Annotated in this window: 27 protein-coding genes and 1 pseudogene; 12 read left to right on the top strand and 16 right to left on the bottom strand. The window is 42.3% G+C overall.

Going from position 1 to position 26880, the window contains the following annotated elements:
• Positions 1–121: 121 nt before the first annotated feature.
• The 3 genes from K1T76_RS02215 to K1T76_RS02205 all read right to left on the bottom strand — a co-directional run bounded on the left by K1T76_RS02215 (position 122) and on the right by K1T76_RS02205 (position 3955).
• A complete protein-coding gene (locus tag K1T76_RS02215) occupies positions 122–1108 on the bottom strand; it encodes a malate dehydrogenase (protein ID WP_019836931.1) in 987 nt (328 codons plus the stop codon).
• Positions 1109–1312: 204 nt separating this feature from the next.
• Positions 1313–1960, bottom strand: a complete 648-nt coding sequence (locus K1T76_RS02210) for a ribonuclease T2 family protein (protein WP_070155267.1) — start codon at positions 1958–1960, stop codon at positions 1313–1315.
• Between the two features lie 108 nt (positions 1961–2068).
• On the bottom strand, positions 2069–3955 hold the full coding sequence (locus tag K1T76_RS02205; protein WP_230245607.1) for a lytic transglycosylase domain-containing protein: 1887 nt from the start codon (positions 3953–3955) through the stop codon (positions 2069–2071).
• Positions 3956–4313: 358 nt separating this feature from the next.
• Between K1T76_RS02205 and miaB the strand changes: the two genes are divergently transcribed.
• Genes miaB through ybeY form a run of 3 tightly spaced genes read left to right on the top strand, consistent with a single transcriptional unit; the run spans position 4314 to position 7408 of the window.
• Positions 4314–5768 carry a tRNA (N6-isopentenyl adenosine(37)-C2)-methylthiotransferase MiaB gene (gene miaB / locus K1T76_RS02200; protein ID WP_004976194.1) on the top strand — a complete coding sequence of 485 codons (1455 nt, stop codon included), beginning with the start codon at positions 4314–4316 and terminating at the stop codon, positions 5766–5768.
• 39 nt (positions 5769–5807) lie between these two features.
• Positions 5808–6881: a PhoH family protein gene (locus K1T76_RS02195; protein ID WP_230243983.1), complete on the top strand. Its 1074-nt coding sequence runs from the start codon at positions 5808–5810 to the stop codon at positions 6879–6881.
• 44 nt (positions 6882–6925) lie between these two features.
• Complete coding sequence (ybeY, locus tag K1T76_RS02190; protein ID WP_019836928.1) at positions 6926–7408, top strand: rRNA maturation RNase YbeY; 483 nt, start codon at positions 6926–6928, stop codon at positions 7406–7408.
• A 288-nt stretch (positions 7409–7696) separates the two neighbouring features.
• Here the strand turns inward: ybeY and K1T76_RS02185 are convergent, their stop codons facing one another.
• Complete coding sequence (locus K1T76_RS02185; protein ID WP_230245606.1) at positions 7697–8554, bottom strand: energy transducer TonB; 858 nt, start codon at positions 8552–8554, stop codon at positions 7697–7699.
• Positions 8555–8828: 274 nt separating this feature from the next.
• Between K1T76_RS02185 and K1T76_RS02180 the strand changes: the two genes are divergently transcribed.
• From K1T76_RS02180 to K1T76_RS02165, 4 genes are all read left to right on the top strand, one after another.
• Positions 8829–9503 (top strand): hypothetical protein, encoded by a 675-nt coding sequence (locus K1T76_RS02180; protein ID WP_026438082.1) that lies wholly within the window; start codon positions 8829–8831, stop codon positions 9501–9503.
• A 145-nt stretch (positions 9504–9648) separates the two neighbouring features.
• Entirely contained in the window at positions 9649–10362 is a 714-nt protein-coding gene (locus tag K1T76_RS02175) for a DUF3108 domain-containing protein (protein WP_019836925.1), read from the top strand.
• Between the two features lie 128 nt (positions 10363–10490).
• On the top strand, positions 10491–11066 hold the full coding sequence (locus tag K1T76_RS02170) for a xanthine phosphoribosyltransferase (protein WP_070155258.1): 576 nt from the start codon (positions 10491–10493) through the stop codon (positions 11064–11066).
• Positions 11067–11328: 262 nt separating this feature from the next.
• Positions 11329–11727: a hypothetical protein gene (locus K1T76_RS02165; protein ID WP_070155254.1), complete on the top strand. Its 399-nt coding sequence runs from the start codon at positions 11329–11331 to the stop codon at positions 11725–11727.
• A gap of 64 nt (positions 11728–11791) precedes the next feature.
• Here K1T76_RS02165 and K1T76_RS02160 read toward each other — a convergent pair whose 3' ends face one another.
• The gene (locus tag K1T76_RS02160) at positions 11792–11983 is read right to left on the bottom strand and encodes a hypothetical protein (protein WP_070155253.1); all 192 of its coding nucleotides are present in this window, start codon (positions 11981–11983) and stop codon (positions 11792–11794) included.
• Positions 11984–12270: 287 nt separating this feature from the next.
• Entirely contained in the window at positions 12271–12867 is a 597-nt protein-coding gene (gene wrbA, locus K1T76_RS02155; protein WP_019836920.1) for an NAD(P)H:quinone oxidoreductase, read from the bottom strand.
• A gap of 114 nt (positions 12868–12981) precedes the next feature.
• On the opposite strand from wrbA, the gene K1T76_RS02150 reads away from it, so the two are divergent.
• A complete protein-coding gene (locus tag K1T76_RS02150) occupies positions 12982–14229 on the top strand; it encodes a YihY family inner membrane protein (protein WP_070155249.1) in 1248 nt (415 codons plus the stop codon).
• A gap of 163 nt (positions 14230–14392) precedes the next feature.
• Here the strand turns inward: K1T76_RS02150 and K1T76_RS02145 are convergent.
• The 6 genes and pseudogenes from K1T76_RS02145 to K1T76_RS02120 all read right to left on the bottom strand — a co-directional run bounded on the left by K1T76_RS02145 (position 14393) and on the right by K1T76_RS02120 (position 19232).
• Positions 14393–15314, bottom strand: a pseudogene (locus K1T76_RS02145) (DMT family transporter).
• A 162-nt stretch (positions 15315–15476) separates the two neighbouring features.
• Positions 15477–15881, bottom strand: coding sequence for an ExbD/TolR family protein (locus K1T76_RS02140; protein WP_070155247.1), 405 nt, complete (start codon positions 15879–15881; stop codon positions 15477–15479).
• The gene (locus K1T76_RS02135) at positions 15881–16504 is read right to left on the bottom strand and encodes a MotA/TolQ/ExbB proton channel family protein (protein WP_070155245.1); all 624 of its coding nucleotides are present in this window, start codon (positions 16502–16504) and stop codon (positions 15881–15883) included. The genes K1T76_RS02140 and K1T76_RS02135 overlap by 1 nt, the downstream gene beginning before the upstream one ends.
• Before the next feature lie 20 nt (positions 16505–16524).
• Entirely contained in the window at positions 16525–17316 is a 792-nt protein-coding gene (locus tag K1T76_RS02130) for an energy transducer TonB (RefSeq protein WP_070155243.1), read from the bottom strand.
• 256 nt (positions 17317–17572) lie between these two features.
• A complete protein-coding gene (purU, locus tag K1T76_RS02125) occupies positions 17573–18439 on the bottom strand; it encodes a formyltetrahydrofolate deformylase (RefSeq protein ID WP_026438081.1) in 867 nt (288 codons plus the stop codon).
• Between the two features lie 100 nt (positions 18440–18539).
• A complete protein-coding gene (locus K1T76_RS02120) occupies positions 18540–19232 on the bottom strand; it encodes a TetR/AcrR family transcriptional regulator (RefSeq protein ID WP_230243982.1) in 693 nt (230 codons plus the stop codon).
• Positions 19233–19348: 116 nt separating this feature from the next.
• On the opposite strand from K1T76_RS02120, the gene K1T76_RS02115 reads away from it, so the two are divergent.
• The 4 genes from K1T76_RS02115 (at position 19349) to K1T76_RS02100 (ending at position 23239) form a co-directional block, all read left to right on the top strand.
• Positions 19349–20797 carry a coniferyl aldehyde dehydrogenase gene (locus tag K1T76_RS02115; protein WP_070155240.1) on the top strand — a complete coding sequence of 483 codons (1449 nt, stop codon included), beginning with the start codon at positions 19349–19351 and terminating at the stop codon, positions 20795–20797.
• 162 nt (positions 20798–20959) lie between these two features.
• On the top strand, positions 20960–21196 hold the full coding sequence (gene rpmB / locus K1T76_RS02110; RefSeq protein WP_000048256.1) for a 50S ribosomal protein L28: 237 nt from the start codon (positions 20960–20962) through the stop codon (positions 21194–21196).
• Positions 21197–21212: 16 nt separating this feature from the next.
• Positions 21213–21368: a 50S ribosomal protein L33 gene (gene rpmG / locus K1T76_RS02105; protein ID WP_004976146.1), complete on the top strand. Its 156-nt coding sequence runs from the start codon at positions 21213–21215 to the stop codon at positions 21366–21368.
• A gap of 155 nt (positions 21369–21523) precedes the next feature.
• Positions 21524–23239 (top strand): cation:proton antiporter, encoded by a 1716-nt coding sequence (locus K1T76_RS02100; protein ID WP_019836912.1) that lies wholly within the window; start codon positions 21524–21526, stop codon positions 23237–23239.
• A gap of 189 nt (positions 23240–23428) precedes the next feature.
• Here the strand turns inward: K1T76_RS02100 and K1T76_RS02095 are convergent, their stop codons facing one another.
• From K1T76_RS02095 to K1T76_RS02080, 4 genes are all read right to left on the bottom strand, one after another.
• On the bottom strand, positions 23429–23707 hold the full coding sequence (locus K1T76_RS02095; RefSeq protein WP_019836911.1) for a hypothetical protein: 279 nt from the start codon (positions 23705–23707) through the stop codon (positions 23429–23431).
• A 103-nt stretch (positions 23708–23810) separates the two neighbouring features.
• Positions 23811–24314 carry a DUF6586 family protein gene (locus tag K1T76_RS02090; RefSeq protein ID WP_004976141.1) on the bottom strand — a complete coding sequence of 168 codons (504 nt, stop codon included), beginning with the start codon at positions 24312–24314 and terminating at the stop codon, positions 23811–23813.
• Between the two features lie 174 nt (positions 24315–24488).
• Entirely contained in the window at positions 24489–24743 is a 255-nt protein-coding gene (locus tag K1T76_RS02085) for an RNA recognition motif domain-containing protein (RefSeq protein ID WP_004976139.1), read from the bottom strand.
• A gap of 79 nt (positions 24744–24822) precedes the next feature.
• Complete coding sequence (locus K1T76_RS02080) at positions 24823–26811, bottom strand: ATP-dependent helicase (protein ID WP_230243981.1); 1989 nt, start codon at positions 26809–26811, stop codon at positions 24823–24825.
• Positions 26812–26880: the final 69 nt, after the last annotated feature.

The raw sequence follows: 26880 nt of genomic DNA, 5'->3' as shown, positions 1-26880 counted from the left end.
AAACTAAAATGATGATAAGCATTTAATTTCAAAAAAAATCAAGTGTAAAAAAATGCCAGTCAACGTTTAGTTTGACTGGCATCACTTCCAAAGAAGTTTTAACTTAATCTAGCAGATTAAATTATTTAATCATGTCAGCAATTGCTGCACGTTCTTCTTCAAGTTCGTTTAACGTGAAGTTGATACGCTCGCGGCTAAACTCGTCAATTTCAAGACCTTGAACGATTTTGTATTCGCCATTTTCGCAAGTTACAGGGAAACCGAACATTACGCCTTCAGGGATACCGTAAGAACCATCAGAAGGAATACCCATCGTTACCCATTCGCCGTTTGTTCCAAGCGCCCAGTCACGCATGTGGTCAATTGCAGCGTTTGCAGCAGATGCGGCAGAAGATAAACCACGTGCTTCGATGATCGCAGCGCCACGCTTACCAACTGTAGGAAGGAATACGTCTTTATTCCATTCAGCATCGTTGATTTTGTCTTTTAAGCTTTCGCCATTTGCAGTTGCAAAACGGTAGTCAGCATACATTGTTGGAGAGTGGTTACCCCAAACTGTCATTGTTTTGATGTCAGAAACAGCAACGCCAGCTTTTTGAGCAAGTTGAGTTAACGCACGGTTGTGGTCAAGACGTAACATTGCTGTGAAGTTTTTCGCTGGAAGATCTGGAGCAGATTTCATTGCGATATAAGCATTCGTGTTCGCTGGGTTACCAACAACTAGAACTTTAACGTCACGGCTAGCAACTTCGTTAAGTGCTTGACCTTGACCAATAAAGATTTCGCCGTTTACTTTAAGAAGGTCAGCACGTTCCATACCAGGACCACGTGGACGAGAACCAACCAATAACGCGTAGTCAGCATCTTTAAATGCAACCTTAGGATCATCAGTACCGATCATGCCAGCCAATAATGGGAAAGCACAGTCGTCAAGTTCCATCATTACGCCTTTAAGCGCAGCTTGAGCTTTCTCAAAAGGAACTTCTAATAATTGAAGGATAACTGGTTGGTCTTTACCCAACATTTCACCGCTAGCGATACGGAATAATAGGCTGTAACCAATTTGACCAGCAGCGCCAGTAACGGCAACGCGAACAGGTTGCTTCATGTAATTATCTCCAATTGAGAGGATAGTCAATGCGATTAAATAGCTGTTCTATCTAATCTTAATAATCATAAACGCGAAAGATTGTACTCCAATCATTCATCAGATGCATGCAAAAGCACATCAAATTCCACAAAAGTCTGATAGAAAATATGAATAAAATTTCTCAAAAATCTTAAAAGTCAAAAAATACAGGCACCTAATATGCTAGTAAGAACCTTTAATAACAAACTGATTCGGGCAATTGGATTCAACCGCCGCACTACACTGCTTGTAGCGCCCTGCAGTGTTATAACAAATTTTGATTTCAGTTAAATAACTTTTGCCTTGATGGTTAGAGCACTGAAAATGCACGCTTTTAAATGACATACCTGAATTGGACTTGAGAAACAAACTTCGCAGTTGTGACAATTGCACGCTCTGCGTGTCTTGCCCTGTCAATACCGAAGGCACGTTAATCCGATCAGCATTGTTAATGATCATCCGGAAATATTGGCTGGCATTCATGGGCACACAGCCACCAATGGCTTGCCACAATTGTACCCGTGCAGCTTCATCAGGCATGACCCGCGCCACCACTTTGGCTTGCAAAGGCGGCAACTTCGCCGATGACTGAGTACTGCACTCACGCGCAGCAACTTCAGGATATAAGCCTTCAATATTCAGTGAATAGCCTTCTAAACATTTACGCTTTTTGCTTTTACTCGAATCGATTAAACACACGGCGGGCGTCATTTGCACAGACATCACATAGCCTTGCACGGGGGCAGAAAATGCATTTTGCGTACACAAAACCAAAGCTGCACCACACAAACCGAGCAGTGTCACTTGAATTGGCTGTAAAACTGTACTCATCCACACTTTCAATGCTTCAGCCCCCTTACGATTTTATGCGTCCAATATTCTACACATCTAACGACCGACACGATCATCAAGCTGTATCACTTATAAATTTTCTCTAATCTAAGGTGTATTTCGCGGTGGAATATGTTGCATACGACTACTTATCGATTGTCCACCTTGCCCCAACAACACACCATAATGTGTGGCATTGGTCATGACATGCTTGACATAGTCACGTGTTTCTAACAATGGAATACTCTCGGTATATTGGTCTGCAGCAATCGCTTGAAACTCGGGCTGCCAACGGCGCGCGCGGTTCGGCCCTGCGTTATATCCCGCTGTGGCGAGTACTGGACTATTGCTTAACTGTCTCTGAATGGTCGACAAATAAAATGTGCCATAACGAATATTGGTATTCATATCACTTAGCGCGGCAGGATTATAAGTTTCACCCATTTGTCGTGCAACTAAACGTGCCGTATCGGGCATGATTTGCATCAGTCCACCTGCGCCGACATGCGAACGCGCAGTGGTATTAAAACGGCTTTCCTGACGCATCAGTCCATAAGCCCAAGCGGGGTCGATACCTGCATTTTGACTGTGGCTCACCACATAATTACGGTGCGGCATGGCATATCGATAACTATAGTTGTGCTTATTTACAGTACGATCTGCTGCATAAATGGCACGATCATACCAACCCATATCGGTCGCACGCTTAGCCGCTGCTAAAATCAAACCATCATCCTGTCTTAAATACGCCTGACGTACCGCCCAGTTCCATTCACGGTTGACATAATTGGCAGGTGCATTAATTTCACGCAAAGCAAAGGCACGGTTAAAGTGAATATCCTGATTCAAACGTTGTAAGTCATTGGTACTTGGTTGCGTATTCGCAGGAATCGTATTGTAGGTTTGCCCAAGACGATCCTTCGCCAACAAGTTGTGATAATCATCACCCTGCGCCAGTTTTTTATAAATATTTTGTGCACTACGTTTCGACGCTGCATCATTGCGTTGTTCTGAAGCACGTGCCAACCAATATTGCCAACGATCTTCCTGTTTTTGAGTCACACTCATGCTGTCTACAGCACGAATCACACTTTCCCATGCGCCAAAACGAATCGCCTGACGGGCATAAATTTCTGCTTCTTCGGGACTAAAAGGTAAGCCATAACTGGCGTCTAAGGCATTTAACACTTCACGCTTAAAATTGTTTTTCATGACTGTAGTGCCGCCAATATATCCCACAGCACGATACAAGGCTTTTTGTACCGATTCTGGCGTACCTTCTACACTACGTTTTAGTGAAGAAAGTGCCGAGTCTAAATCGCTATCGGCTAAACGTCCGATCGCATAAATAAGATAGGCATGGTCTTCGTTGCTTGCTTTAGGCGCAGACCACAAATAATTCAGTGGATTGGCTTGAATGCTGTTCAATTGTGCCAAACTGATATTCATACCTAAACTTTGCCCAGTCGCTAAAGCGAGTCCTGACTGCCCTGCACGCAATTGTGCCCATAAGCGTTGCTGCTTATCTTGCTGAGTCATTAACGGACTCGACAGCATCATCCGCCCCAAACCTGTACAAGATTCAGGTTGCGTATTGGTATTCAGCCACACATCTTTAAATTCTGCGACCACCAAAGGATCACCCGAACGGGTACGGACTTGTGCTATGGCACAGCTTTCGGCCTGATCGGCATTACTCACATAGGCAAGCACAGGTTGGGCACTGCTAAAATCGGCCTGCTTCACTTTTTCTTCGATGTAATCGGCTGCGAGTTTTTCTGCCATCGCCGATTGTGGATGACGCTGTGCAAACTGCACAATGGCACTGGCAGGTTGCATACCCAAATTGGTGTTCAGTGCCCAGTATTCAGGATAGTAGCCCAAGACATCATTTTGCATGGCATGCTGATACTGCTGCAATAAATCGACATCGCCTGAATTGGCTGCGCGCAGTGCATCATTAAACTGTTCATTTGCGGCATGCGTACCTGTCATTACGGCAAGCGAGACCAGACTTAATACAAGCTTTTTCGTTAATTTATTATTTTGATTCATCATTTGCAGCATTCGCTTGCCTTCAGTCATTTACTTTTGCCTCGAGGTTCGCATCCAATCATTTAACTTAGTTTAATTACTCTAGAACCCAAGTTGTGTTCTGTTATGTAACCTTCTGATTAGACGATATTAATCTTGAAATCAAACTGCCAACAATTTTACTTCACATTTCAAGTATGTGATGCATGGATTAAAGTCTGTCAGTTTATCTTGAATTCCTGCTAAAATACGCCCCTTTGTTTTATCTATTCCGTTTATTTTTTTAAACGAACACGTGAATTATCTCTTAGGAGCCTACATGACGGTTCAAACCTTCATCCCCAATGGTGCCCAAGCTGCCTCAGAAAACACTGTTACCCAGCCACAGCACACCCCAGCCGACGGTTCAGTTAAAAAACTGTATATCGAAACGCAAGGGTGTCAGATGAATGAGTATGACAGTCACCGTATGGCAGACCTTTTGGGCGACTCGCACGGCTATGTGCTGACCAGCAACCCTGCCGATGCCGATATTTTGCTCATGAATACCTGTTCAATTCGTGAAAAAGCCCAAGAAAAAGTATTTTCTGAATTAGGACGTTGGCGCAAGCTTAAAGAAAAAAATCCTGATTTGGTGATTGGCGTAGGCGGTTGCGTCGCTTCTCAGGAAGGCGACAATATTCAAAAGCGTGCCCCGTATGTGGATATGATTTTTGGTCCACAAACCTTACACCGTTTACCGCAAATGCTTGATCAACACCACGATCAGGTCGAAAAACCAAAGAAAGAAAAAATCAAACTGGTGGATATTTCTTTCCCAGACATCGAAAAGTTCGACTTCCTACCTGAGCCGCGAGTTGAAGGCTTTAAGGCCTTTGTATCGATTATGGAAGGCTGTTCAAAATACTGCTCATTCTGTGTCGTGCCATATACCCGTGGTGAAGAAGTTTCACGTCCTTTAGATGATGTCTTAGCTGAAATTGCGACTTTGGCCGAAAAAGGTGTACGTGAAATTAGCTTGCTCGGTCAAAACGTGAATGGTTACCGTGGTGAGACTTTTGACGGCAAAATTTGTACTTTCGCAGATTTACTGCGTTTAGTTGCCGAAGTGCCTGGCATTGGTCGTATTCGCTACACCACATCACACCCTCTAGAATTTAATGATGATTTGATTCAATGCTACCGTGATTTACCGCAAATGGTGTCGCATTTACACTTGCCTGTGCAAAGTGGTTCGAATGATGTGTTACAAGCCATGAAACGTAACCACACTATTGATGTGTATATCGATAAGATTGCCAAATTACGTAAAGTACGCCCAGACATGCACTTATCTAGCGACTTTATTATTGGCTTCCCAGGTGAAACTGATCAAAACTTTGAAGAAACTTATCAGTTTATTCAAGATATGGATTTTGACCATTCTTATAGTTTTATCTACTCAAAACGTCCGGGAACACCTGCATCGGAACTTGAAGACACCACACCTGAAGATGTTAAAAAAGAGCGTTTAGCCAAAGTTCAGCAATGGATCAAACAATCAAGTATTGATAAGACCGATGCCATGCTCGGAACAGTACAACGTGTCCTGATTGAAAATGTTTCAGACAAAGACCCGAACATTTTAGTGGGCACAGCCGACAATACACGTTTAGTAACATTTATTGGTGACCCTGCTTGGGTCGGACGCTTTGCGGAGATTGAGATCACCGAGATTAAAACTTTGAATTTAGTTTACGGTGAACTCTTGAATCTTGAACCTGACGTGGCGTAATGTAGGAGCTAAAGTCCAATAACAGATTAAGGAATTCTCTTGACTGCAGCGATTCGACGTACAGTAACTTTTCCTGGCATTTCAATGGAACGTCTAAAAAGCATGCTCGGTGCTTATAACGGACATTTGAAACAAATCGAACAACGTCTAGACGTGCAAATTTCCCATCGTGGTGACGCCTTTTTTATAGATGGGGACATTGATGCAGTTGAGCGAGCCGAAACGCTCTTGCAACGCCTACATGAAGAAGCGGAAAGCTCTGCACAAATTAGTGCAGACACGCTCCACATGATGATTCAGGGCAGTCAAACTGACCGTGAATTACAATCGGATGATGGGCAAGAGCATACTGGACTAGATGCTGTTTGGTTGCAAACCCGCAAAGGGCGTATTAACCCACGCGGTGCCAACCAAAAGCGTTATGTGCAGCGTATTTTGCAAAGCGATATTTCCTTTGGTATTGGCCCTGCAGGTACGGGTAAAACCTATTTAGCCGTTGCTGCTGCCGTAGATATGCTGGAACGCAATGAAATCCAACGGATTCTATTGGTGCGTCCTGCGGTTGAAGCGGGTGAAAAACTGGGCTTTTTACCAGGTGATTTAACTCAGAAAATTGACCCTTATCTGCGCCCACTATACGATGCCTTGTATGAAATGTTGGGTTTTGAAAAAGTCGCCAAACTCATTGAACGTCAAGTGATTGAAGTTGCACCACTGGCATATATGCGTGGTCGCACCCTCAACCACTCTTTTGTGATTTTGGATGAAGCGCAAAACACCACCCCTGAACAAATGAAAATGTTCCTGACACGTTTGGGCTTCGGTTCACGTGCAGTCATTACAGGTGACGTGACTCAGGTCGATTTACCACGTGGTCAGCAATCTGGCTTATCACATGCTTTGCGGGTACTGGAAAATGTGCATGAAATTCACATTACCCGTTTCCACTCTCGCGATGTGGTACGTCACCAGTTGGTGCAAAAAATTGTTGAAGCCTATGAAGGCTGGGACAGTGAGCAACAGCGATTAAGTGCCGAAGCACGTGCAGAACGTAAAGCGCGTCAAGAAGCATTAATTGCGGAAAATGACGCCGCAGCAGATGCACAGCATTAATTGCTATGTGTTCTGCAACGAAACTGAAGAATTAAGGATTCATTTTGAAATTAAGTTTGAGCCTGCAACAGGACATTCAAGCGCCTGAGCTAGTGTTAAAACGTGCCTATTTGAAAAAAGTAGTCGAAACCACTTTAAGACATTTAGACACCCAAAGTGATTGTGAAATTGGAATTGCTTGTGTCGATCATGCCGAAAGTCACAAGCTCAATTTGGAATATCGCAAAAAAGACAAATCTACCAACGTCTTGTCTTTTCCAAGTGATTTACCCGATGAAATGGCACAAGTTTTACCGAGTTTCCCTATTGGTGATTTGGTGATTTGTATTCCTGTGGTTTTGCAGGAAGCTGCAGAACAAGCTAAAACACCATTGGCGCATTTCACTCACATGTTGGTACATGGCACGTTGCACCTTATGGGCTATGATCATGAAACCTCAGATGCAGATGCCGAAGAAATGGAAGCTTTGGAAATAGAGATTCTTGCCAAGTTGGGTTTGGATAATCCATACGTGGAAAGAGATTGAATTTGAAGTTCTAGAAAACTATAAAAATAGCGGGCTAAGGCTCGCTTTTTTGTTTAAAACCGCGCTCTCTCTGACTCTATCCCAAAGAGAAGGAGAACATTTATTGGAATCTTATGATTGTTGAAACTAGAAGGATATGGCTGCGTACAAGAAAAGATCTTGTTTTTCTTACTTTATCAAGTCATTCCTGAAATTCTCAGTAGAAAAAAACATAAGCAAGAATCTATGATGGTTAGACACTACACGAAATCCTCTCTCCTTTTGGGAAAGAGTTAGAGAGAAAGAAAACTAGCGCACTTCAAATTCAGCTTCGGCAGGGTCAAAACGCCACGTTCGCACAATCCGCAATTCCGAAATATCTTTCATTTTCGCATCAAATGCACCAAAAGGTGCAGCTTTGCGTACCGAAGCTTTGGCTGCTTCATCTAACATGGCATGACCTGAACTTTCAATTAAACGAATGGCACGAATCCCACCATTGCTGTTTAAAACTACCATTAAACGCACCTCACCCGCTAAATTCTGTGCTTTGGCCTGTTCGGGGTAATAGCGGTTGCCATAAAACTCGACTTTTTGACGGAATTTTTCCATATAGCCCGCAGTGTTATCTTGCTTGGCCTGAATTCCATCAATGGTTTTAATTTTTTGCTGACGGCTAAAGTTTTGTTGGCGTTGTAAATATTGCGCTTCAATACTGGCAACCATGGCCGCCTTAGCTTGAAATTGACTATTCAACTCCTGCATGGCTTTTTTGCGCTGATTTTCTGCCGCCTGTTTCTGCCAACTGAGCGTGGTCATCAACACTTTTTCTTTAAAGTTTAATTCACGCTGTTGCTGCATACGCTCTAAACTTTCTAATTGCTGCTCCCCTGCACTTTGTTCGGTCATGGGCGCAGGCATGTCACTCGAGATGCGATGTTGTTCACGGAATGTACCTGAACCTTGCTGGTCGGCTTGAGCTAAGAAATCTGCATCTTCAACTTTTGCATCGCTCATGCGTACCGATACCGCAATTTCCTTGACCGCAGCATCGCTTTGTTGTGGTGCAGCAAACTGCACTGCCAAAATTAATGCGTGCAGTACAGCAGCCACCAGCAACGCTGCAGCAAAAATAGGATCTTTCCACCAATTTTGCGCAGAAGGCATCAATTGAATTTTTTTTAGCATCACATTAATCCGACAAAAAGTCTGATTCCCCAAGCCGCCAAATGCGGTATAAACTAAAGAGCATTATAACTTTGCTCAGTTTTTGCTTTATTGCAAAACTGCAAAGTTCATCAAAAACTGACTACTGAGCCTTAAATCTTAAAAATGGTGCAACTTATTTTGTTAAACTGCAAGCTTCTATTCCTGTATTTTTAATACAATTCGACAAAATATTTGTATCTGTAAAGAATAAATGACCGACTTGGACAGCCGTATGCAAACCCTGATCACCAATATCTCTCAACGTATCCGTCAAGTGTACCAAAAAGCTGAAGGATTTATTGAGGATGAACGTGAATTTCCATTATCTCAGGTCTTTTTAAATGCGACTTTTCAGCGCTTTGTGACCGATAATGTGAAAATGTTGCAAGATCTGCATGCAGACTTACACGACGATTGGTTACGTCTTTACGCAACCCTAGATTATAACGGTTTGAATATTACTCTATCTGTCGATTTAAAATTGGTGCTGATGGAATTGAATAAAGATACTCAGCTCATCGTGTTTGAACAAATTAGTGACACGCAGGTCATTGAGGCGAGTTATCCAAGCTTTTTACATAAAATCGCGGTTAAGTGTGCTTTATTTTACTATCAAAAAATACGCAATGATGACCCTTTGGGCATGATTTTGGAAAAACTCAAAGTTATTAAAGTCAAAGATGATTTACTGCATTTAGACTTAAATCGCTGGTTAGGTAAAAACCGCTCTATCATTGATACACTCAGTAAAGTTCATGTGAATCATGCGGTATTACGCGAAGCGGAATTGGTCCTGACTGGCAACGTCAATTTGACCGCATTGTTCCGCAAAATGTCTGAAGAAAAACTAGATAATGTGGAAGACTCTCTTGCAGATACCCAAGTCACACCGCTGAAACAAAAATAAAGCGAGACTAAAACTTTGCAAGAGAATTCGTACAGAAAAACGACACTTACCGCATATTTCCTAATCTTCTCTTCATATTCAACACCTATAATGGCAGTAAGCAAGTAAATTGCATCTCCCTATTTACAGAGGAAATATCTCAGCAATGGCAAATCATGTATTGAAAAAAATGGGTATGGCAGCCAGTGTGTCTACAGCACTGTTCATGGCTGGTTTCTCTAGCCAAACATTTGCCATGAGTCCTTTCCAAGCCAGTTATCAATTTAACTACAATGGTAAGAACTTAGGTTCTGCAACACGAACTTTAAGCAAAACAGGTAACCAATGGAGTTATGTGTTTGCTGCTAAAGCTGGCGTAATCGCTTCTGCCACAGAAACTAGTCGTTTTAGTTTTAATGATGGCAAAATTGGCTCATCTAGCTTCAGCCGCAGCAGTAAGATTTTAGTTCATAACAATACCATGAGTATTAATTTCAATCCTTCGGCAAAAACTATTAACACCAAAAAGGACGGCGATACCCGTTCTTTTGCGTGGAAAGCGGGCGTGTTGGATGAGTTGAATGCAGAGCTGCAAATCCGTGAAGATTTAAAAAGTGGCGGTTTAAAATCGAGCTACTATATTGCCGACCATAGCGAGGTTGAATCACGTCGCTTTATTAAACAAGGTGCCGAAAAGATCAAAACCAATTACGGTACTTTTGACACGATTAAAGTGGTGCTAAAACACAACAAACCGAACCGTGATACGATTTTCTGGTTGGCACCTAAACTTGACTACTTGCCTGTAAAAGTCACCCACCAAGACAAAGACAAGTCTTATGGCTTATTGCTCACAGGCTATAAAGGTCCAACCAGCTAATTTAGAATATAGTGGCTGAGCACAGCATGGCAGCTATTCACCCTTTGGTAAATTCTTCTTGCATTTTTTCAGGTGCTTTTTAAAATACGCTTTTGCTTTAAAAAGCACCTGCCCTTGAGGATTCTCCCGTGCATGCACTAGAACAGAAAATTTTAGCCGAAGGTATCGTTCTATCCGAAGCGGTTCTAAAAGTCGATTCTTTCTTAAACCATCAAATTGACCCAGTGATGATGCAGCAAATTGGTCAAGAATTTGCGCGTTTGTTTAAAGATGCAGGCATCACCAAAATTATTACTATCGAAGCTTCTGGCATTGCGCCTGCAGTAATGGCAGGTTTAGAACTTGGCGTACCTGTCATTTTTGCACGTAAATATCAATCGTTAACCTTAAAAGATGATTTATACCGCTCTAAAGTATTTTCATTTACCAAGCAAACTGAGAGTACGATTGCCATTTCAAACAAACATATTAGCGCTAGCGACAAAGTCTTGGTAATTGATGACTTTTTGGCAAATGGTCAAGCTGCACTCGGTTTAGCAGATTTAATCCATCAAGCCAATGCACAAGTCGTGGGTATTGGGATTGTGATTGAAAAGTCATTCCAGCCGGGTCGTGAATTATTGCTTGAAAAAGGCTATCGCGTTGAATCATTGGCACGAGTAAAGTCTTTGGCAAACGGTACAGTTGAATTTGTACGCGATTAAGGTCGATGAAAACTGATGTTGGTTCATCATTTAAACCCGATGATCAAAGAGTGCTTAGGCGCTCTTTTTTTTATGCTTTTTTTAAACTTAAACAACTCATTTACATATATTTTATTTACAAAACTTTGGTGCTACGCCATGCTGCACTTGAAATAACAGTGATTCAGCAGTCTAGTTTTTCTGATTGCTGCTCTAGACAGCACTTTTTAGATCGTCTGCGTGCATTGATGCATGCGGCATGAGCATAAGGCAATTTACAGTCATGACACAAGACAATCCGTTGATGCAACACAGTATCACCTGTCCGAAATGTGGTTCAACTCAAGTTGAAAAACGCAACCATGAACAAAACTTACAAAAAATTGGTGGCGTATTATTAGGCTCTGCAGGTACGGCAGCAGGTACAGTAGGCGGCGCAGCTTCAGGAGCTTCTATTGGTGCGGCAATCGGTACTGCCGCAGGACCATTGGGCGTAATTATGGGCGGCACGATTGGCACGTTTGTCGGGGCAATTAGTGTGGGAATCACAGGCGGTTTTCTTGGGCATCGCTTTGGTAAAAAAGCAGGTGTAATTGTCGATCAGAATATTTTTCTGGATTTTCAATGCCTCAAGTGCAAACACCGCTTTAAAGAAAAAATTCAAACAGCCAAGCCACTCTAAGCAACCCAAATCAATTTCAAAAAAAGTGCTGCACATGGCAGCACTTTTTTGATTACATCTTTTTTTATTTTGCAGTACTGCTTGCAGAAGTCATCACAGGCTTTTCTGCCGCTAAATACTGTGCTTCCGCAGCTTGTTTTTCAATACGTTGTTCTTCTGGAAAGCTCAGAGTATGCACAATTTCAGTCGCTACAACACTCGACCATGAATATCCTAAACTCAATAGACTTAACCCAATCAGCACCCACTTATTCATTTTCACTTTTCCTCAATCTCTCATTTTTACAGCAGTCCGTTGTGCTCAATACATCTGTCTGCACAAAAAATGCTGCGTGAACCGTGACAGAAAACTCTGCTTTTAAAGCGGTGATTAGACCTGAAAAGAGAAAAACTCAATATCACTGCAAATGGTGATTTTAGGTGAAACGTGAACTTATTTTTAGCAGGCTCAATGCTACATAAGCCAATCAAATTCAAGTACAAAAGATAAAAGCGTAAAATGACATCCACATTTTACGCTTCATCTTGATTGAAGCAAAAGTCTCAGATCCCCTGTAATTTTTTTACCATTTCGCCTAAACGTTGTCCTTGGGCTTCACACAGTATTTTTTCATCCTGACTCAAAGCCTGATCGTGGCGTGGGCCGCTCACATGCGTAGCACCATACGGAGTGCCGCCCGTTTTCGTATTCGATAAAGCAGGATGTGCATTATGCAGTCCCATAATCATCATCCCGTGGTGAAACAATGGCGGTAACATGGTCAATAAGGTACTTTCCTGTCCCCCATGCATCGAACCCGATGAGGTGAAAACACAGGCAGGTTTATTGTGCAAGGCGCCATTCAGCCAAAGACTGGTGGTTTGATCCCAGAAATATTTCATTTCTGATGCCATATTGCCAAAGCGTGTAGGCGAACCCAAAGCCAAACCTGCACAATTTGCTAGGTCTTCTAAAGTGCAATAAATATCACCTTCGGCAGGAATACTTGGCTCGGCTTGTTGCACCACTGTAGAGATATTGGGCACAGTTCTAATTTTAACGGGCATGCCACTGGCTTCTACCCCGTTGGCAATTAAATGTGCCATTTCTTTGGTAGAACCATATTTACTAAAGTACAAAACTAGAATATATGCTTGCATCATGCTAAGAAATCAGACTAAAAATGAAAACTATACGGTATTTTGCTGCTTTTTTGGTTAAGCTTAACCATGAAAACAGATAAAGATGATTAAAAAAGTTGAGACAGCCACTGTATGATCGTTGAATATTTAAAGAAACTGCCTTTTTATGACAAACAATGGTTTCAATTTGTCTTATTTGTGCTGCGTCGCTTTGAAGCAGATCGCTGCCGTGAACAAGCAGGCTCTTTAACCTACACCACCCTGTTTGCCGTTGTACCCATGCTCACTGTGTTTTTGGTGATCATCTCATCCATTAAGGCACTCGAACCCGCACGGCAACAATTACAACAATTGATTTACAGCAATTTTTTACCTAAAACCACCATCGCCTTTGATAAAGCCCTAAATGCCTTTACCGACAAATCCAGTAATTTAACTATCATCGGGATTTTGTTTTTATTTGTGACCACGGTGATGATGCTGACTAGTATTGAAACTGTGTTTAACCGAATATGGCGGGTGAAGGAAACCCGTGGCGGCATTGTAGGTTTTATGCGTTATTGGACCATCATTTCATTAGGCCCTATTTTACTGGGCAGTGCTTTTGTCATTTCCTCAACTTTGGCTTCTATGAATGTGCTGAGTAATAACTTTGCAGGTTATGAGCTCAATGGCGCATTTATTTTATGGCTGATTTCATTTGCACTGACCATTTTGGGTTTTTTTATTCTGTACTGGACCATTCCCAATCGCAGCGTACCTATTAAAGCCGCATTAATTGCAGGAATATTCAGTGCTGTTGTATTTGAATGTTTGAAAAACCTGTTTGGTTTTATTATGTCCAACTTCACCAGTTATGAAATTATTTATGGTGCATTTGCTGCCGTACCTATTTTCTTACTGTGGATTTTTCTGTCTTGGAATATTGTGCTTTTGGGTGTTGAAATTAGTTTTGCCCTGACGGCTTTTGAAGCCAGACGCGAGAAAAAATGCCATCCGTTGCTCATGTTAATGGACTTGCTGGAATTGTTTTATAAAAAGCAAATGCGCGGAGAAAGTGTCTCTGAAGCTGAAGCACTGCATGTATTGGGACATAACGAAATTGGCCGCTGGCCGTCTTATGTGCGAATGCTAGAACAACAAAACTTGATTAAACGTACAGAAAATGATGAATTTGTGTTGGTGCGTAATCTATCTCAGGTAGATTTTTGGAGCTTTTATTCACAGTTACCGTATTCGTTGCCACGTCGTCAGGACTTGACCAATGTTTATACTCATGATGAATGGATGCAAAAACTCGGCCCCATACTCAATGAAACCGATGACTATTTAGCTGCCAAGTTGTCGATTCCGCTTTCTAAGATTTTTGAAACGAAGTAATTGCTCATCTAGAACATTTCAATTTTTGGCACAAACCCTCTTCAAGTTTAGGTGTGCAATCCCCTCAGTCGCTTGAAGATGGTTTGTGTTTAATTGCAGATAAAGTCGATAAACTACAACCCAAGCAAACTCAAGCGGAAGCCACAAAGCTTATTGCTTTGCTTTATCTGCGTTTTGTTTTAACCCAACCTTGAGCATTCACCATCAACATACCAAGCATGACCAAAACAGCCCCAATCATAAAGCTTTGGCTCAAGCTTTCATTCAACAACCACACACCAAACAATACGCCAAATAATGGCGTTAAAAATGAAAACACACCTAAACTGGATGCCAAATATTGTTTCAGCAGCCAAAACCAGGCGAGATAGCTCATAAACGAAATCAATACTGCATAAAAATCAAACTGCCTATGGTTAAGGCTGTCCAGTCAATTTCGGCCTGCCCCATCCACCAAGCCATCGGCAGTAAAATCAAAAAACCACCCATTAATTGGTAAAACAAGGTTTGTGTTGCAGGTGCTTCTGATAAACGACTTAGACGTACCGCCACCATTGTAGCTGCCCAAAGTATGCCTGCACTCAGCGCAAGTAAATCGCCAAAAAGCATGTGGCTAAAGTTTTGGTGGCTCTCTTGTTGCGCAGTATCACGCCATAAAAAAGTCACTGCTATGCCAGCAAAAGACAACAGAATCCCGCCCCATTGCAAGCAAGATAAACGCTCTGCAGGGAGTTTCCAGTGCAGTGCTAAAGCCACAAAAATAGGCGCGGTATACAGTAAAACCACCACATGCGACGCAGATGTATATTGAATCGCCTGCCCTAACATAAAAAATTCTGCAGCAAATAAAATACCCACCAATACGCCTACAGGCAGATATTCAGTCGAAGCCCATTGTGTATTTCTTGCAAGTAACAACAAAGGCAACACCATCACAGCTGATAGACCTGAACGTAGTGCCAATTGCATCAAGGGTGCAATATCTGCTGCAGCAACTTTTAGCACCACTTGTTGCAGCCCCAAAACACACACAAAATCAGCATCATACTGCTGGCTTTTGCATCAAGTGCTTGGCGTGAACTCATGGCTGAACCTGATCTGAGATAAAAATAGAGTTGAAAGTAAGCCGCGGACTCAATCTAAATCTTTTAGATGGTCAAGATTGCTGTACTTGAGGCGTGTTGGCATTATGCGCGACTTTGCATAAAAAAAGCGACCTAAAAAGATCGCTGATTTTAAATATTAAGTTAATCTTCTGTTGCGAAAGCAATATCACTGAGTCCAGCTTCACTCGCACGTGACATCACTTGCGCTACAGTATCATAACGCGATTCTTTATCGGCTCTTAATACCACTGTTGGTTGCTGTGCTTGCTGACTAGCGTTGTTAAAGCGGGTTTGCAATTCATCTAAGCTAATAATTTGATCATCCCACGCCACGTCACCATTGGCATTAATACTGACCTGAATTTGCTCAGGGGGTAAATCGACAATCTCTGCAGTCGTTTGCGGCAAGGTTAATGGTATAGATGGGTTGGCAACGGTCGCTGTCACCAAAAAGATGATCATCAATACCAACATAATGTCGATCAGGGGAATTAGGTTCATCTCATTCATGCCTGAGTCGTTGTCTTCACCCAATTGAAAAGCCATTAAACCTGACCTCCGACTAAGCTTTGCTGTGTCGCATTCACTTCAGTTTTTTGCACAGAAGAATCTTGTTGCAACATGGTGTCAATCAGCAAACTATGTGCATGATCTTGCAAGTTTGTTGATAAGGTACGGTTTACACGCGAGCAAATGTTATAAGCAATCACGGCAGGAATCGCCACCGCCAAACCGAAGCCTGTCATAATTAACGCTTCACCAACAGGTGTTGCCACTTGTGCCAATCCCGCCTGACCGCTTTTTCCAACTGCAACGAGCGCGTGGAAAATACCCCAAACTGTACCAAACAAACCCACAAACGGTGCTAATGAGGCAATTGTACCCAGTACCGCTACACCTTTTTCTGCCGATGCTTTTTCTACCGAAATTTGACGCAATAAGGCTTGTTCAGCAACCGCTTTACGCTGCTCGAAATTTAAGTGTGCCAATTTTGCTTTCAGTTTATTTAAAGCTTGTGACAGTTGAGCATAAGCTTGTTGCTTCAATTGACGCGTGCCCATCAAACGCAATGCGAAGATGGTCCATGTCGCAATCGACATCGCCAATAACACGAAATACAGCGTTTTGCTGACTGCATCTGCATGTTGCCAATAGACGGAAAAGTTCATACTCGAACTCCTGTTGAAGGTTAGCCGTTAGGGTTCAATGTCAATTCAAAAGGCTGCTCAGCACGAATTGGATAAGCCACGCCATTTTCTTTGTACGGTTTGAATTTTGCACTACGCACTGCGCGTAAAATCTTTTGATCTAAAGCAGGTAAACCACTAGAACGCGTAATTTGTGCATCGGTAATCACGCCTTTTTCATTGGCTTCAATCCGAACCACCACGTTACGGGTTTCTCCCTGTAAATCACGGTTACTATACGTTGGTTTTGGTGAACGACTCCATTGCACCCCTGAACCGCCAATCGACACTGTTTTAGGAGCAGAAGGTGCGACAGGAGCAGGTGCTGGCGCAACAGGTACAACTGTCGGTTTCGGTGCAGGCTGTACCACTTTAGTTTCAATCACCGTTGCTACAGGTGTAGGTTGCACCACTCGCTCGACAGGTTTTTCAATGGGTTTTGCCACAGGCTTAGGCACTTCAGCTTTTTTCACCTGCTGTACTTTTTCTACTTTTTTAGGTGGCGGTGGTAACGGTTTTTCTACCACAGGCACTTCTTTTACAGGCTGTGGCTTATTTTTTTCAGGTTGTGGTTCAGCTTTTGGTTGTGGTGGTAACGGTTTAGGCTGTTCTTGAATTTTTACAAAGCGGACTTTTAAAGGTTCTTTTTCTATTGGCTTTAAGTTTGGGGTTTGCATCTGTCCCAATGCCCACAATGCGCCCAGGTGCCCCAATGCAACCACGACTAAAGCTGTTACAACTTTCTTTTTCTTAGTGTGGGATATAAGCATCATAGCGTTGGGAGATTGGTTCATTAAAGTCAGCGACCTTGGAAAGCTATTGCCAAACCATCACAGCTTATACGATCAAACTGATCGGTTAGCACAATTAAAGTAACGCAATAATAAATGAGAAGTGTTTTCATTTGCAACTACTTTTTAATAACAACCGTGAATTATCCATTAAATTTACGATTAAGAAACAGCTGAATCAAACGTTATAGCATTACAATTATGGCATAAAAAAACATGCCATGACGGCATGTTTTAATTGTTTCAAATGACCTTTACCTTATTGAAATACAACAGTTTTGTTGCCATCTACAATAATACGGTCTTCCAAATGCCATTTAACTGCACGTGCCAGTACATTACGTTCCACATCCTGCCCTAATTCACGCAGTTGATCTACCGTAAAGTCGTGGTTTACACGTTCAACATCTTGTTCAATAATCGGACCTTGATCTAGGTCTGCCGTTACATAGTGCGCAGTTGCACCAATCAGTTTTACGCCTTTTTCATAAGCTTGTTTATATGGGTTTGCACCGACAAAAGCAGGCAGGAATGAATGGTGAATATTGATCACTTTCATTTCCCATTTAGATACAAACTCTTCATCTAGAATTTGCATATAACGCGCCAATACCAATAAATCATTGCCTTGCATCAATTCATCAATTTTAGCGTAAGCTTCACGCTTATTTTCTTTATTCACAGGTACAACTTCAAACGGAATACCAAAATTTTCTACCGCTTCACGCAAGGTGTCATGATTGGACACCACTTTGGTAATTTCACAGGGTAAACCACCACGTGCATGACGCCATAACAGCTCCAGTAAAGCATGATCTACTTTAGACACCAAAATGCCGACTTTTTTCACATCGCTGACCAAAGCCAAACGCCATTGCATTTCATAACGCTCTGCTACATTGGAAGCAAAGGTTTGCAATAAGCTTTCTTTACGACTTTGCAAGTGATCCAATTCAAACTCAACCCGCATGAAATAACGCCCGCCCTGAGCTTCTGTTGCGTATTGATCAAGCGCGGTAATGTTGGCTCCTTGATGATACAAAAAGCTCGATACAGCCTGCACAATACCAGGCTTATCTTCACAAGTAATCAGTAAACGTGCAGTATTCGCAGTCGTCATATTCATGTTGTTTTTAGTCACTACTTGGTTAAATTGAAAAACAAGCCGAGTATTCTAGCGCGTTTCTCAGACATTCTAAATAGGTATTCGCAGTCACTTAGCCGGCTTAAGTATTTTTACTGGATGATAAACTCTCAAACAGTTCAGATGTACCTAGCGTTTCAAGTAAACGCTCATAAGTTGCACGACTTTCACCACGTAAATACGCCCCTTCAAGGAACAGCATTTGACGTAAAGCCTGCCAAATCCATTTTTCTTCCAAGTGGTTTGAATCGGTAATATGTCCCGACATATATAAGAAGTTAGTCCAGTTGGTCAGCACAATCCAAATATTGATAATCAAAGCTTCAATTTCGGACTCGGTCATTTGCATCAGACCCGCATCCACAAAAGCCTGATAAATTTTCTGTCCCTGCTGCATAACCTGTCCTGCAAAACGAGGATACATCTTGCGGAAATCTTCATTAGTTTCGACCAAATGATAGACATCACGATGCAAAAAACGATAGGCCCATAACTGACTGCTGAGCACCTGAAAATAACGAATTTTATCGTTAGCATCCAAAGCGCGGCTCTCAGGCAGGGCTAGCATTTCCAAGGTTTCCTGCTGATATTGCTCCATTAACTCTTTAATGATTTCGTTCTTATTGCGAAAATGGTAGTACAAATTTCCTGGGCTCATGCCCAACTCAGCCGCAATATGATTGGTTGTAACTGAACGCTCTCCACGCTCATTAAACAATTGCAAACTCAATTGCAAAATACGCTCTTTGGTTTTCAACGTTTTGGTTTGAGACATCCTAAAAACAACCATTCTTTAAATTTGAGGGGCATGAAAACATAAAGTCACTTGACTGATTAGAGTAAATACTCTAAAAACTAACTTATATTGCTTTTATTGAATGGTAACATGCCATGAACAGTCAGACAAAAACAACTTCAATGACCCCACATTCACCCGATTTACAACGTCTGGATGATATTTTGGCATTGCAGAAATATGCCTATCAGCGCAATCCAGTACCTAGTGCCAAAGAACGCATTGAACGTTTAGCCCGTTTAAAACGTGTGATTGTGAAATATCAGGATCAATTTGCTGAAGCTATTAACCGTGACTATGGCAACCGTGCCATTGCCGAAACCCAAATTGGCGAAGTACTTACCTGCTTGGAACATATCAAATATTACAGCAAAAACCTGGCCAACTGGATGAAACCCTCTAAACGTCAGGTCGGAATCATTCACCAACCTGCAAAAGCATGGGTACAGTATCAGCCTTTAGGGGTGATTGGCATTATTACGCCATGGAACTACCCTCTACTGTTGTCTTTAGGTCCTCTGATCTGTGCTTTGGCTGCGGGCAACCATGCCATGATCAAAATTTCAAGTGCTTCTGCGCATTTTGGTAAGGTATTGGAAAATGCAATGAGTGAAGCATTTCCGCAAGAATTGGTAGCGGTAATCAATGGTGGCGGCATTATTTCAGATGCGTTCTGTCATTTGCCTTTTGACAAAATTATTTTTACAGGCTCTACCGAAGTCGGCAAAACTGTGATGGCCGCTGCGTCACAAAACCTCGTGCCTGTCATTTTAGAATTAGGTGGAAAATCCCCTGTTTTGGTGCATCCATCTAGCGATATGGTCGATGTAGCACAGCGTATTGCTGTAGGTAAACTCTGGAATGCAGGACAAACCTGTGTTGCACCCGACTATATGTTCTTGCCTAAAGGCAAAACTGCCGAGTTTATGGAGCATTTCGAGCAGTTTGTGACCGAAATGTATCCTCATATTCGTGATAACCAGGATTACACATCTATTATTAATGACAAACAATATCGTCGCTTACAGGGCTATTTAGAAGATGCACGTGAGCGAGGTGCCAATATTATTGAAATTAATCCACAAAGTGAAAATGTGGCTGCAACCCGCAAAATGGCACCAACGATACTCACTAATGTCAGTCCCGACATGCAAATTATGCAAAATGAGATCTTTGGACCAGTCCTGCCAATCTTAGAATATGAACAAATTGATGATGTAATCGAGTTTATTAATAGCCGACCGCGTCCTCTTGCTTTATACTATTTCGACTTTGATCAGGCGCGTGCCGACTATGTCGCACAGCGAACCCATTCAGGGCATTTCGGACTCAATACTGTATTGACCCACGTTGCTCAAGATGACTTACCGTTTGGGGGTGTTGGTGCATCGGGTATGGGAAAATATCACGGTCCAGAAGGTTTTTTCAGCTTGTCTCATGAACGTTCGGTAATGTCTAATCCTAAGCTATACAGCTTAAAGTTCATTCTCCCCCCATTTGATAAGCCGATTCATCGATTGATTTCGAAGACGCTTCTTCGTTAACTGATCAAGGCATGAGCTATCAAACAGGCTCATGCTGTTTTTGAAGAAAATCGCTTGTCTTTTAAGCGTATTTTTGATATAAAACGCCCCTTGAATGAATTCATCCGTTTTTTTTGACTGGCCATACAGATTTGCTGTTGGCTAAATCAATGGAGTTACACCATGTCTAAGGTTTGCCAAGTTACCGGCAAGCGTCCAGTCGTTGGTAACAACGTCTCACACGCCAACAACAAAACTAAGCGCCGGTTCGAGCCGAACCTGCACCACCACCGCTTCTGGTTAGAAAGCGAAAAACGTTTCGTACGTCTTCGTTTAACTACTAAAGGTATGCGTATTATCGACAAATTGGGCATTGAAAAGGTTGTTGCTGACCTACGTGCTCAAGGTCAAAAGATCTAAGTAAGGAGTCAGGACAATGCGTGATAAGATTCGCTTAGTTTCTACAGCTGGTACAGGTTATTTCTATACCACGACTAAAAACAAACGTACTATGCCGGAAAAAATGGAAATCAAAAAATTTGATCCAAAAATCCGTCAACACGTAGTTTTCAAAGAAGCTAAAATCAAATAATTTTAGCTTTTTTAAAAAACGACCTTATTCAGGTCGTTTTTTTTTGCACTTTTTTTGCCTGACTTGTTAAAATTTCCTCGCTTTCTTTGGCACTGTTTGTGCTTGTCTTACTTCAATCTTATGACCACCCCTTCACCATGGCTTAGGAGTTTCTCGTGCCTCATGATGTAGAACTCATTATCTTACTTGCCGTTGGTTTTAGCTTAGCACTGGTATTTGGCTATATTGCTGCGCGCTTACGTCTTCCACCACTTATGGGCTATTTGATTGCAGGTGTCATCATTAGTCCCAACACACCGGGCATTGTGGCAGATATTCATCTTGCCAACCAATTAGCAGAACTTGGGGTCATGTTCCTCATGTTCGGAGTCGGCATGCATTTCTCGTTAAATGATTTAATGCAGGTACGACGCATTGCTTTGCCTGGTGCAGTTTTGCAAATTGCCGTGGCCACCTTGCTAGGTGTAGGCGTGTCGATGATGTGGGGCTGGAGTTTTGGTTCTGCTTTAATTTTTGGCTTGAGTTTGTCTTGTGCCAGTACCGTTGTGCTGTTAAAAGCGTTGGGGGATCGTGGTCTGCTCGACTCCGTGAACGGTAAAATTGCCGTAGGTTGGTTACTGGTTGAAGACTTGGTGATGGTCTTGGCATTGGTGCTTTTGCCTGCTACTGCCGTGTTACTGGGTGGACAAGCTATCGACAATGCCAGTGATGAAAATATTTGGCTAACACTCGGACTGACTTTACTGAAGGTTTCAGGCTTTATTGCCTTTATGCTCATTGTGGGCAAGCGCCTTGTGCCCTTCATTATGCAAATTGTCGCACGCTTAGGCTCGCGGGAACTGTTTACTCTAACAGTAGTCGCTGCTGCGGTATCAATTGCCTTCGGTGCTTATAAAATCTTTGGTGTGTCGATGGCACTCGGAGCCTTCTTTGCTGGGATGGTGGTCAAAGAATCCGACTTCAGTCATCGCGCCGAAGAAGAAACTCTGCCCTTACGTGAAATTTTCTCCATCCTGTTTTTCGTTGCTGTGGGCATGCTATTTGACCCGCGTATTCTGATTGAAGAACCACTGCACGTTTTGGCGGTCGTCGGCATCATCATGGTGGGTAAGACCATTGCAGCCATGGCATTAGTCTTATTTTTCCGTTATCCACTCAACACAGCTTTGACCGTAGGCGCGAGCTTGGCACAAATTGGTGAGTTTTCCTTTATTTTGGCAACGCTAGGCGTATCTTTACAACTGCTGTCACTAGAAGGACAAAACCTGATTTTAGCAGGTGCACTCATTTCAATTACCCTAAACTCCTTTGTTTTTTCTGCGATTGAGCCTGTGCAAAACTGGATCAGGGAACGCTCTTATTTGGCGCGTTTGCTCGAACGCAGCAATGATCCTTTAGCGATGCTGCCTGATGAGGTTTCTCAAGATTATTTACGTGATCAGGTGGTGATTGTTGGACATGGTGAAGTCGGACGCCGCATTACCAAAAATCTCATGGCTGAAAATATTAGAGTCGTGATTGCAGAAGAGAACCGTGAAATTGTCGAAGACTTACGTGAAAAAGGTATTGCTGCGGTCAGCGGGGTTGCCACAGAAGCAGGTGTACTGATTCAGGCACATATTCAACATGCTCGACTGCTCGTTCTTTCGCCTATGGATATTCTGGATATTCATAAAATTGTGGATATTGCCAAAACCCTAAACCCTGAAATTCAGGTTTTGGTGTGCGCAGAAAGCAAAGCTGAAGCAGAAGTGATTCGTAAGGACAACATTGGTGAAGTGTATTTTGCCAAAGAAGAAATGGCGAAAAATATGAGCAATTATATTTTAAATCAAATTGAAATTGCCCATCATCAACCACCAACGCATTAAGCATCAATCATCTAAAACCCATAGACAAAATCAAAAGAAGCGCACTATTTGAGCTGCGCTTTTTTGTTGATGTATAGTTTGGCTTTCACTATATTCATGAGAAACCACCTATATTGCATGTGATTTTAATCACAGCAGATAGACAATCTGTTCATCAAAGAGCGCCCATCACCAAAAGACTATTTCGGATTAACTCATAAATTTTGGCTGTTCATCTACAATTTCGGCATGCCATTCATTGACTTGTTTTTCCAATAAGCCAAATAATGCCGCTTGAATCATGTGCTGTGCAACAACCGCCGTCTGATCGCCCAATATGGCTTTGACGTCGTCATTGAACTCGATTTTGACCAATGGCTCTTTCTCTGAGCCTGCATTACGCAATGCCAACACACCACCTTCAAGCTGAACCAACTCTAAAATTGCTTCCTGATTACCAAATAATTCTTTCAATTGCTCTATAGACATATATCCTCCATGCTGGACATGGTGGCAAAGGCGCTTGCTCTTTGCATCGTTCAGAATATTTATATCGGGCTGATCAGATTTTTTTCAAGGGCGTTTGGTCGGCTTAAAATTCCACCATTTCATTGCGAAAACCATCAATCAACTGGGTTAAATCACGATGCCATTCGCGCAAAATTTTCGTATCTGGTAGCCATGCTTGCGGAGATTGTGTGACTTTAATAATTAAATTAGATGACGTTTCCTGTTCAGGCTCTGGTGCACTCGGCTCAGGTGTGTACTGACATAAACGATACGCGCGTTTTAACTCTGCAATAAAGCCCGATTTGCTCAGTTGCTGCAAAATCGCCACTTCAGGGGAAATCTGTCCTTTGGCTGCCATCAGTTCTTCAATTGATTTAAGAGTTGGATTGCTGTCATTTAAACGATAATACCGTACCAATTCCTGCAAAAAAGCCAACACGGCACCATTTAAATGAAACACCGCAGCTTCACGATGTGCCTGCGCTTGCTGAACATGCTCGGTTTGCTCTGCCTGCTGACATGAAAGACGGGCGAAATATAATTTCTGATTGGTACGATCTGCATGAAAGCGAGCAACACGGGACATGAGCCTTTCCTCAATTTAGCGTTCTAAGAAGCTTAGATTAAACCGATTTTGCTACAACGCCCAATAAAAAATACACTATTTTTACTGCGATAAAATCGCGCACCGATGCAGTGCCAATCTCGTGTTTTTTCTAAAATTTACGCATAAAAAAGGAGCATTTTTGCTCCCTTTGAACTATTTTGATGCAGGCTTATCTTCTGCTGCTTTGACACGTATTCCATGTCCATGTAGACGCAAAGTATTCAACGCTTTAATGGCTTTAACTGCTTCACGTGCATGTGGCATTTCCACAAATGCAAAACCTTTAGATTTTCCTGTTGCAGCATCCAACACCAAATTACAAGATTCTACAGTGCCATATTCCTGAAAAAGTTTTAACAATTCTTCTTCAGTAACAGTACGCTCTAAACTACGAACTAAAATTTTCATCTTACAACCTTAAAATAGGCAAAAAACATCAAAAAGCACTCGCCTACTCTACTTTTTGCATGAAACCATGTGACGTAGTTTAATCGAGATCTATACCAAAATCTAAATTAATCACTTGGCGTTCCACCAAAGCACTTTTCACAGTTTGCTGCCGGGTATGCTGGTGGGTTTCCATCGTACACAACTGCCGTGTCAGATCATTCAAAAAATAACTGTCCAGTTTGCGACCTTGCTCATCTACCGTATCACGCGCCCATAAATTAAAATTTTGCTTGGTTAAAATCAGTTCATTTTGGGCACGGGTTAAAGCCACGTACAACACTCGACGTTCTTCTTCAATATCATCAAAACTGCCCTGCGCCCGTGCATGTGGATACTGACCTGCAGTCACATTCGCCACATAACAGACTTTTTGCTCGGTGCCTTTGGCAGAATGGATGGTGATTAAAGTGACCACATCGGTATCGGACTGGCGTTCAATTTCAGAAATAGACACAGGATCGAGTACGTATTCTTCTAAAAACTCACTTAACTGCGCATGCTTGCCTGCCAATTGTTGCACCAACTGAAAATCACCCTGACGACGGTTCCAATCTTTTTTGTAGTTCTCTGCCAATTGTTCCTGAATCGCTTCTATGCCTAATCCGACACAAGCCGCAACTTCATGTCGCAATACATCCATTTGCTTCATGATCAATAAAGTTTTTTCTGGCAAGCGTCCAAATTTTTCCAGCTTTTCAATCACCTTATCTATTGTAGGTTCGAGTAACAATTGCTGTGCCAATTTACTCGCACCGACATCACCCACGCCATTCCATAAAGTGAGAAAACGCATCCATGCAATATCATCTAAAGGATTGGCAATAACCCGCAATAAACTGAGCAAGTCTTTCACATGCGCGGTTTCCAAGAGCTTCATGCCACCAATAAAACGATACGGCACACTTGCCGCAATACACGCGGCTTCAATATGTCGTGCTGCAAAACTCGAACGCACCAAAACCATGTGATCTGACCACGGCGCGCCTTGTAAGAAATGTCGCTCTTTAATATCAATCGCAATCCATTTGGCTTCATCAAATTCATTCGGGAAAATATGCATTTTGGGCTTGATGCCATCGCCACGATGCGCCTGCAAATGCTTGTTATAGCGAATTTCACTTTGATCTAATAGCCAGTTAGATAAGTCTAAAATTTCCTGTGTAGAACGGTAATTTTGCTCTAATTTAAAAATTTGGGCGTTGGGTACACGCTCTGTAAAATGATGAATATTTTCAAAATCTGCACCACGGAAACCATAAATCGACTGTGCATCATCGCCCACACAAAACAGACTAACCCGATCTTTTAAGGGTTCAAGCAAAGCCCATTGCAAAGGATTGGTGTCCTGCATTTCATCGACCAAAAGATGCTGACAAATTGACGCGACATAATCGACCAGACCTTCAGACTGTGCCAATGCCGATGCCACCACAGCCAAAATATCGTCATAATCGAGAAAGCCTCGTGCGCGTTTACGGCTTTCATATTCCTGCATAATTTCAGCAATTTGGTCTTTCATTGCCAAATATTCAGGCTGTTGTTTTTCTAATGCCACACTCAATTTTTGGCGGGTATTTCGCGCAAAAGAATATAAGTCACATAATTCTTGAGGCTTGGGTAACTGACTTGGGTTTTTCTTATCATCTTTGCCACGAATTAAACGGAACATCATTAACTGATCATCACGATCAATAATTGAAAACTGCTCTAAGCCAAATGCTTTAGGGATACGGCGCAGCAAATACATACAAAAAGTATGAAAGGTCGAAGCACGTAAGCCTTTGGCTTGCTCACCCAATGCCAACTCCACCCGAGCGACAATTTCACTCGCCGCACGACGAGTAAAAGTCAAAATTTGAATTTGATTGGCTGGAATACCTTGATCAATTAAATACGCTGCACGTGCCACAATGGTTTTGGTTTTGCCACAGCCTGCCCCTGCCAAAACCAGACTATGTTGATGTGCTGTGGTGGCTGCTTGTTTTTGTTGGGGGTTCAATTCATCAATTAGGCTGGCTAAACTCATAGTGACTCATCGTGCTGGGTGGATGAATAGTTTAACAGATCGGTTTAGGAATAAACCCATGAATATAAA

This window comes from Acinetobacter sp. PW68 (assembly GCF_020982655.1).
Taxonomy (GTDB): Bacteria; Pseudomonadota; Gammaproteobacteria; order Pseudomonadales; family Moraxellaceae; genus Acinetobacter; species Acinetobacter towneri_A.
This window is presented reverse-complemented; position numbering and strand designations above follow the sequence as displayed.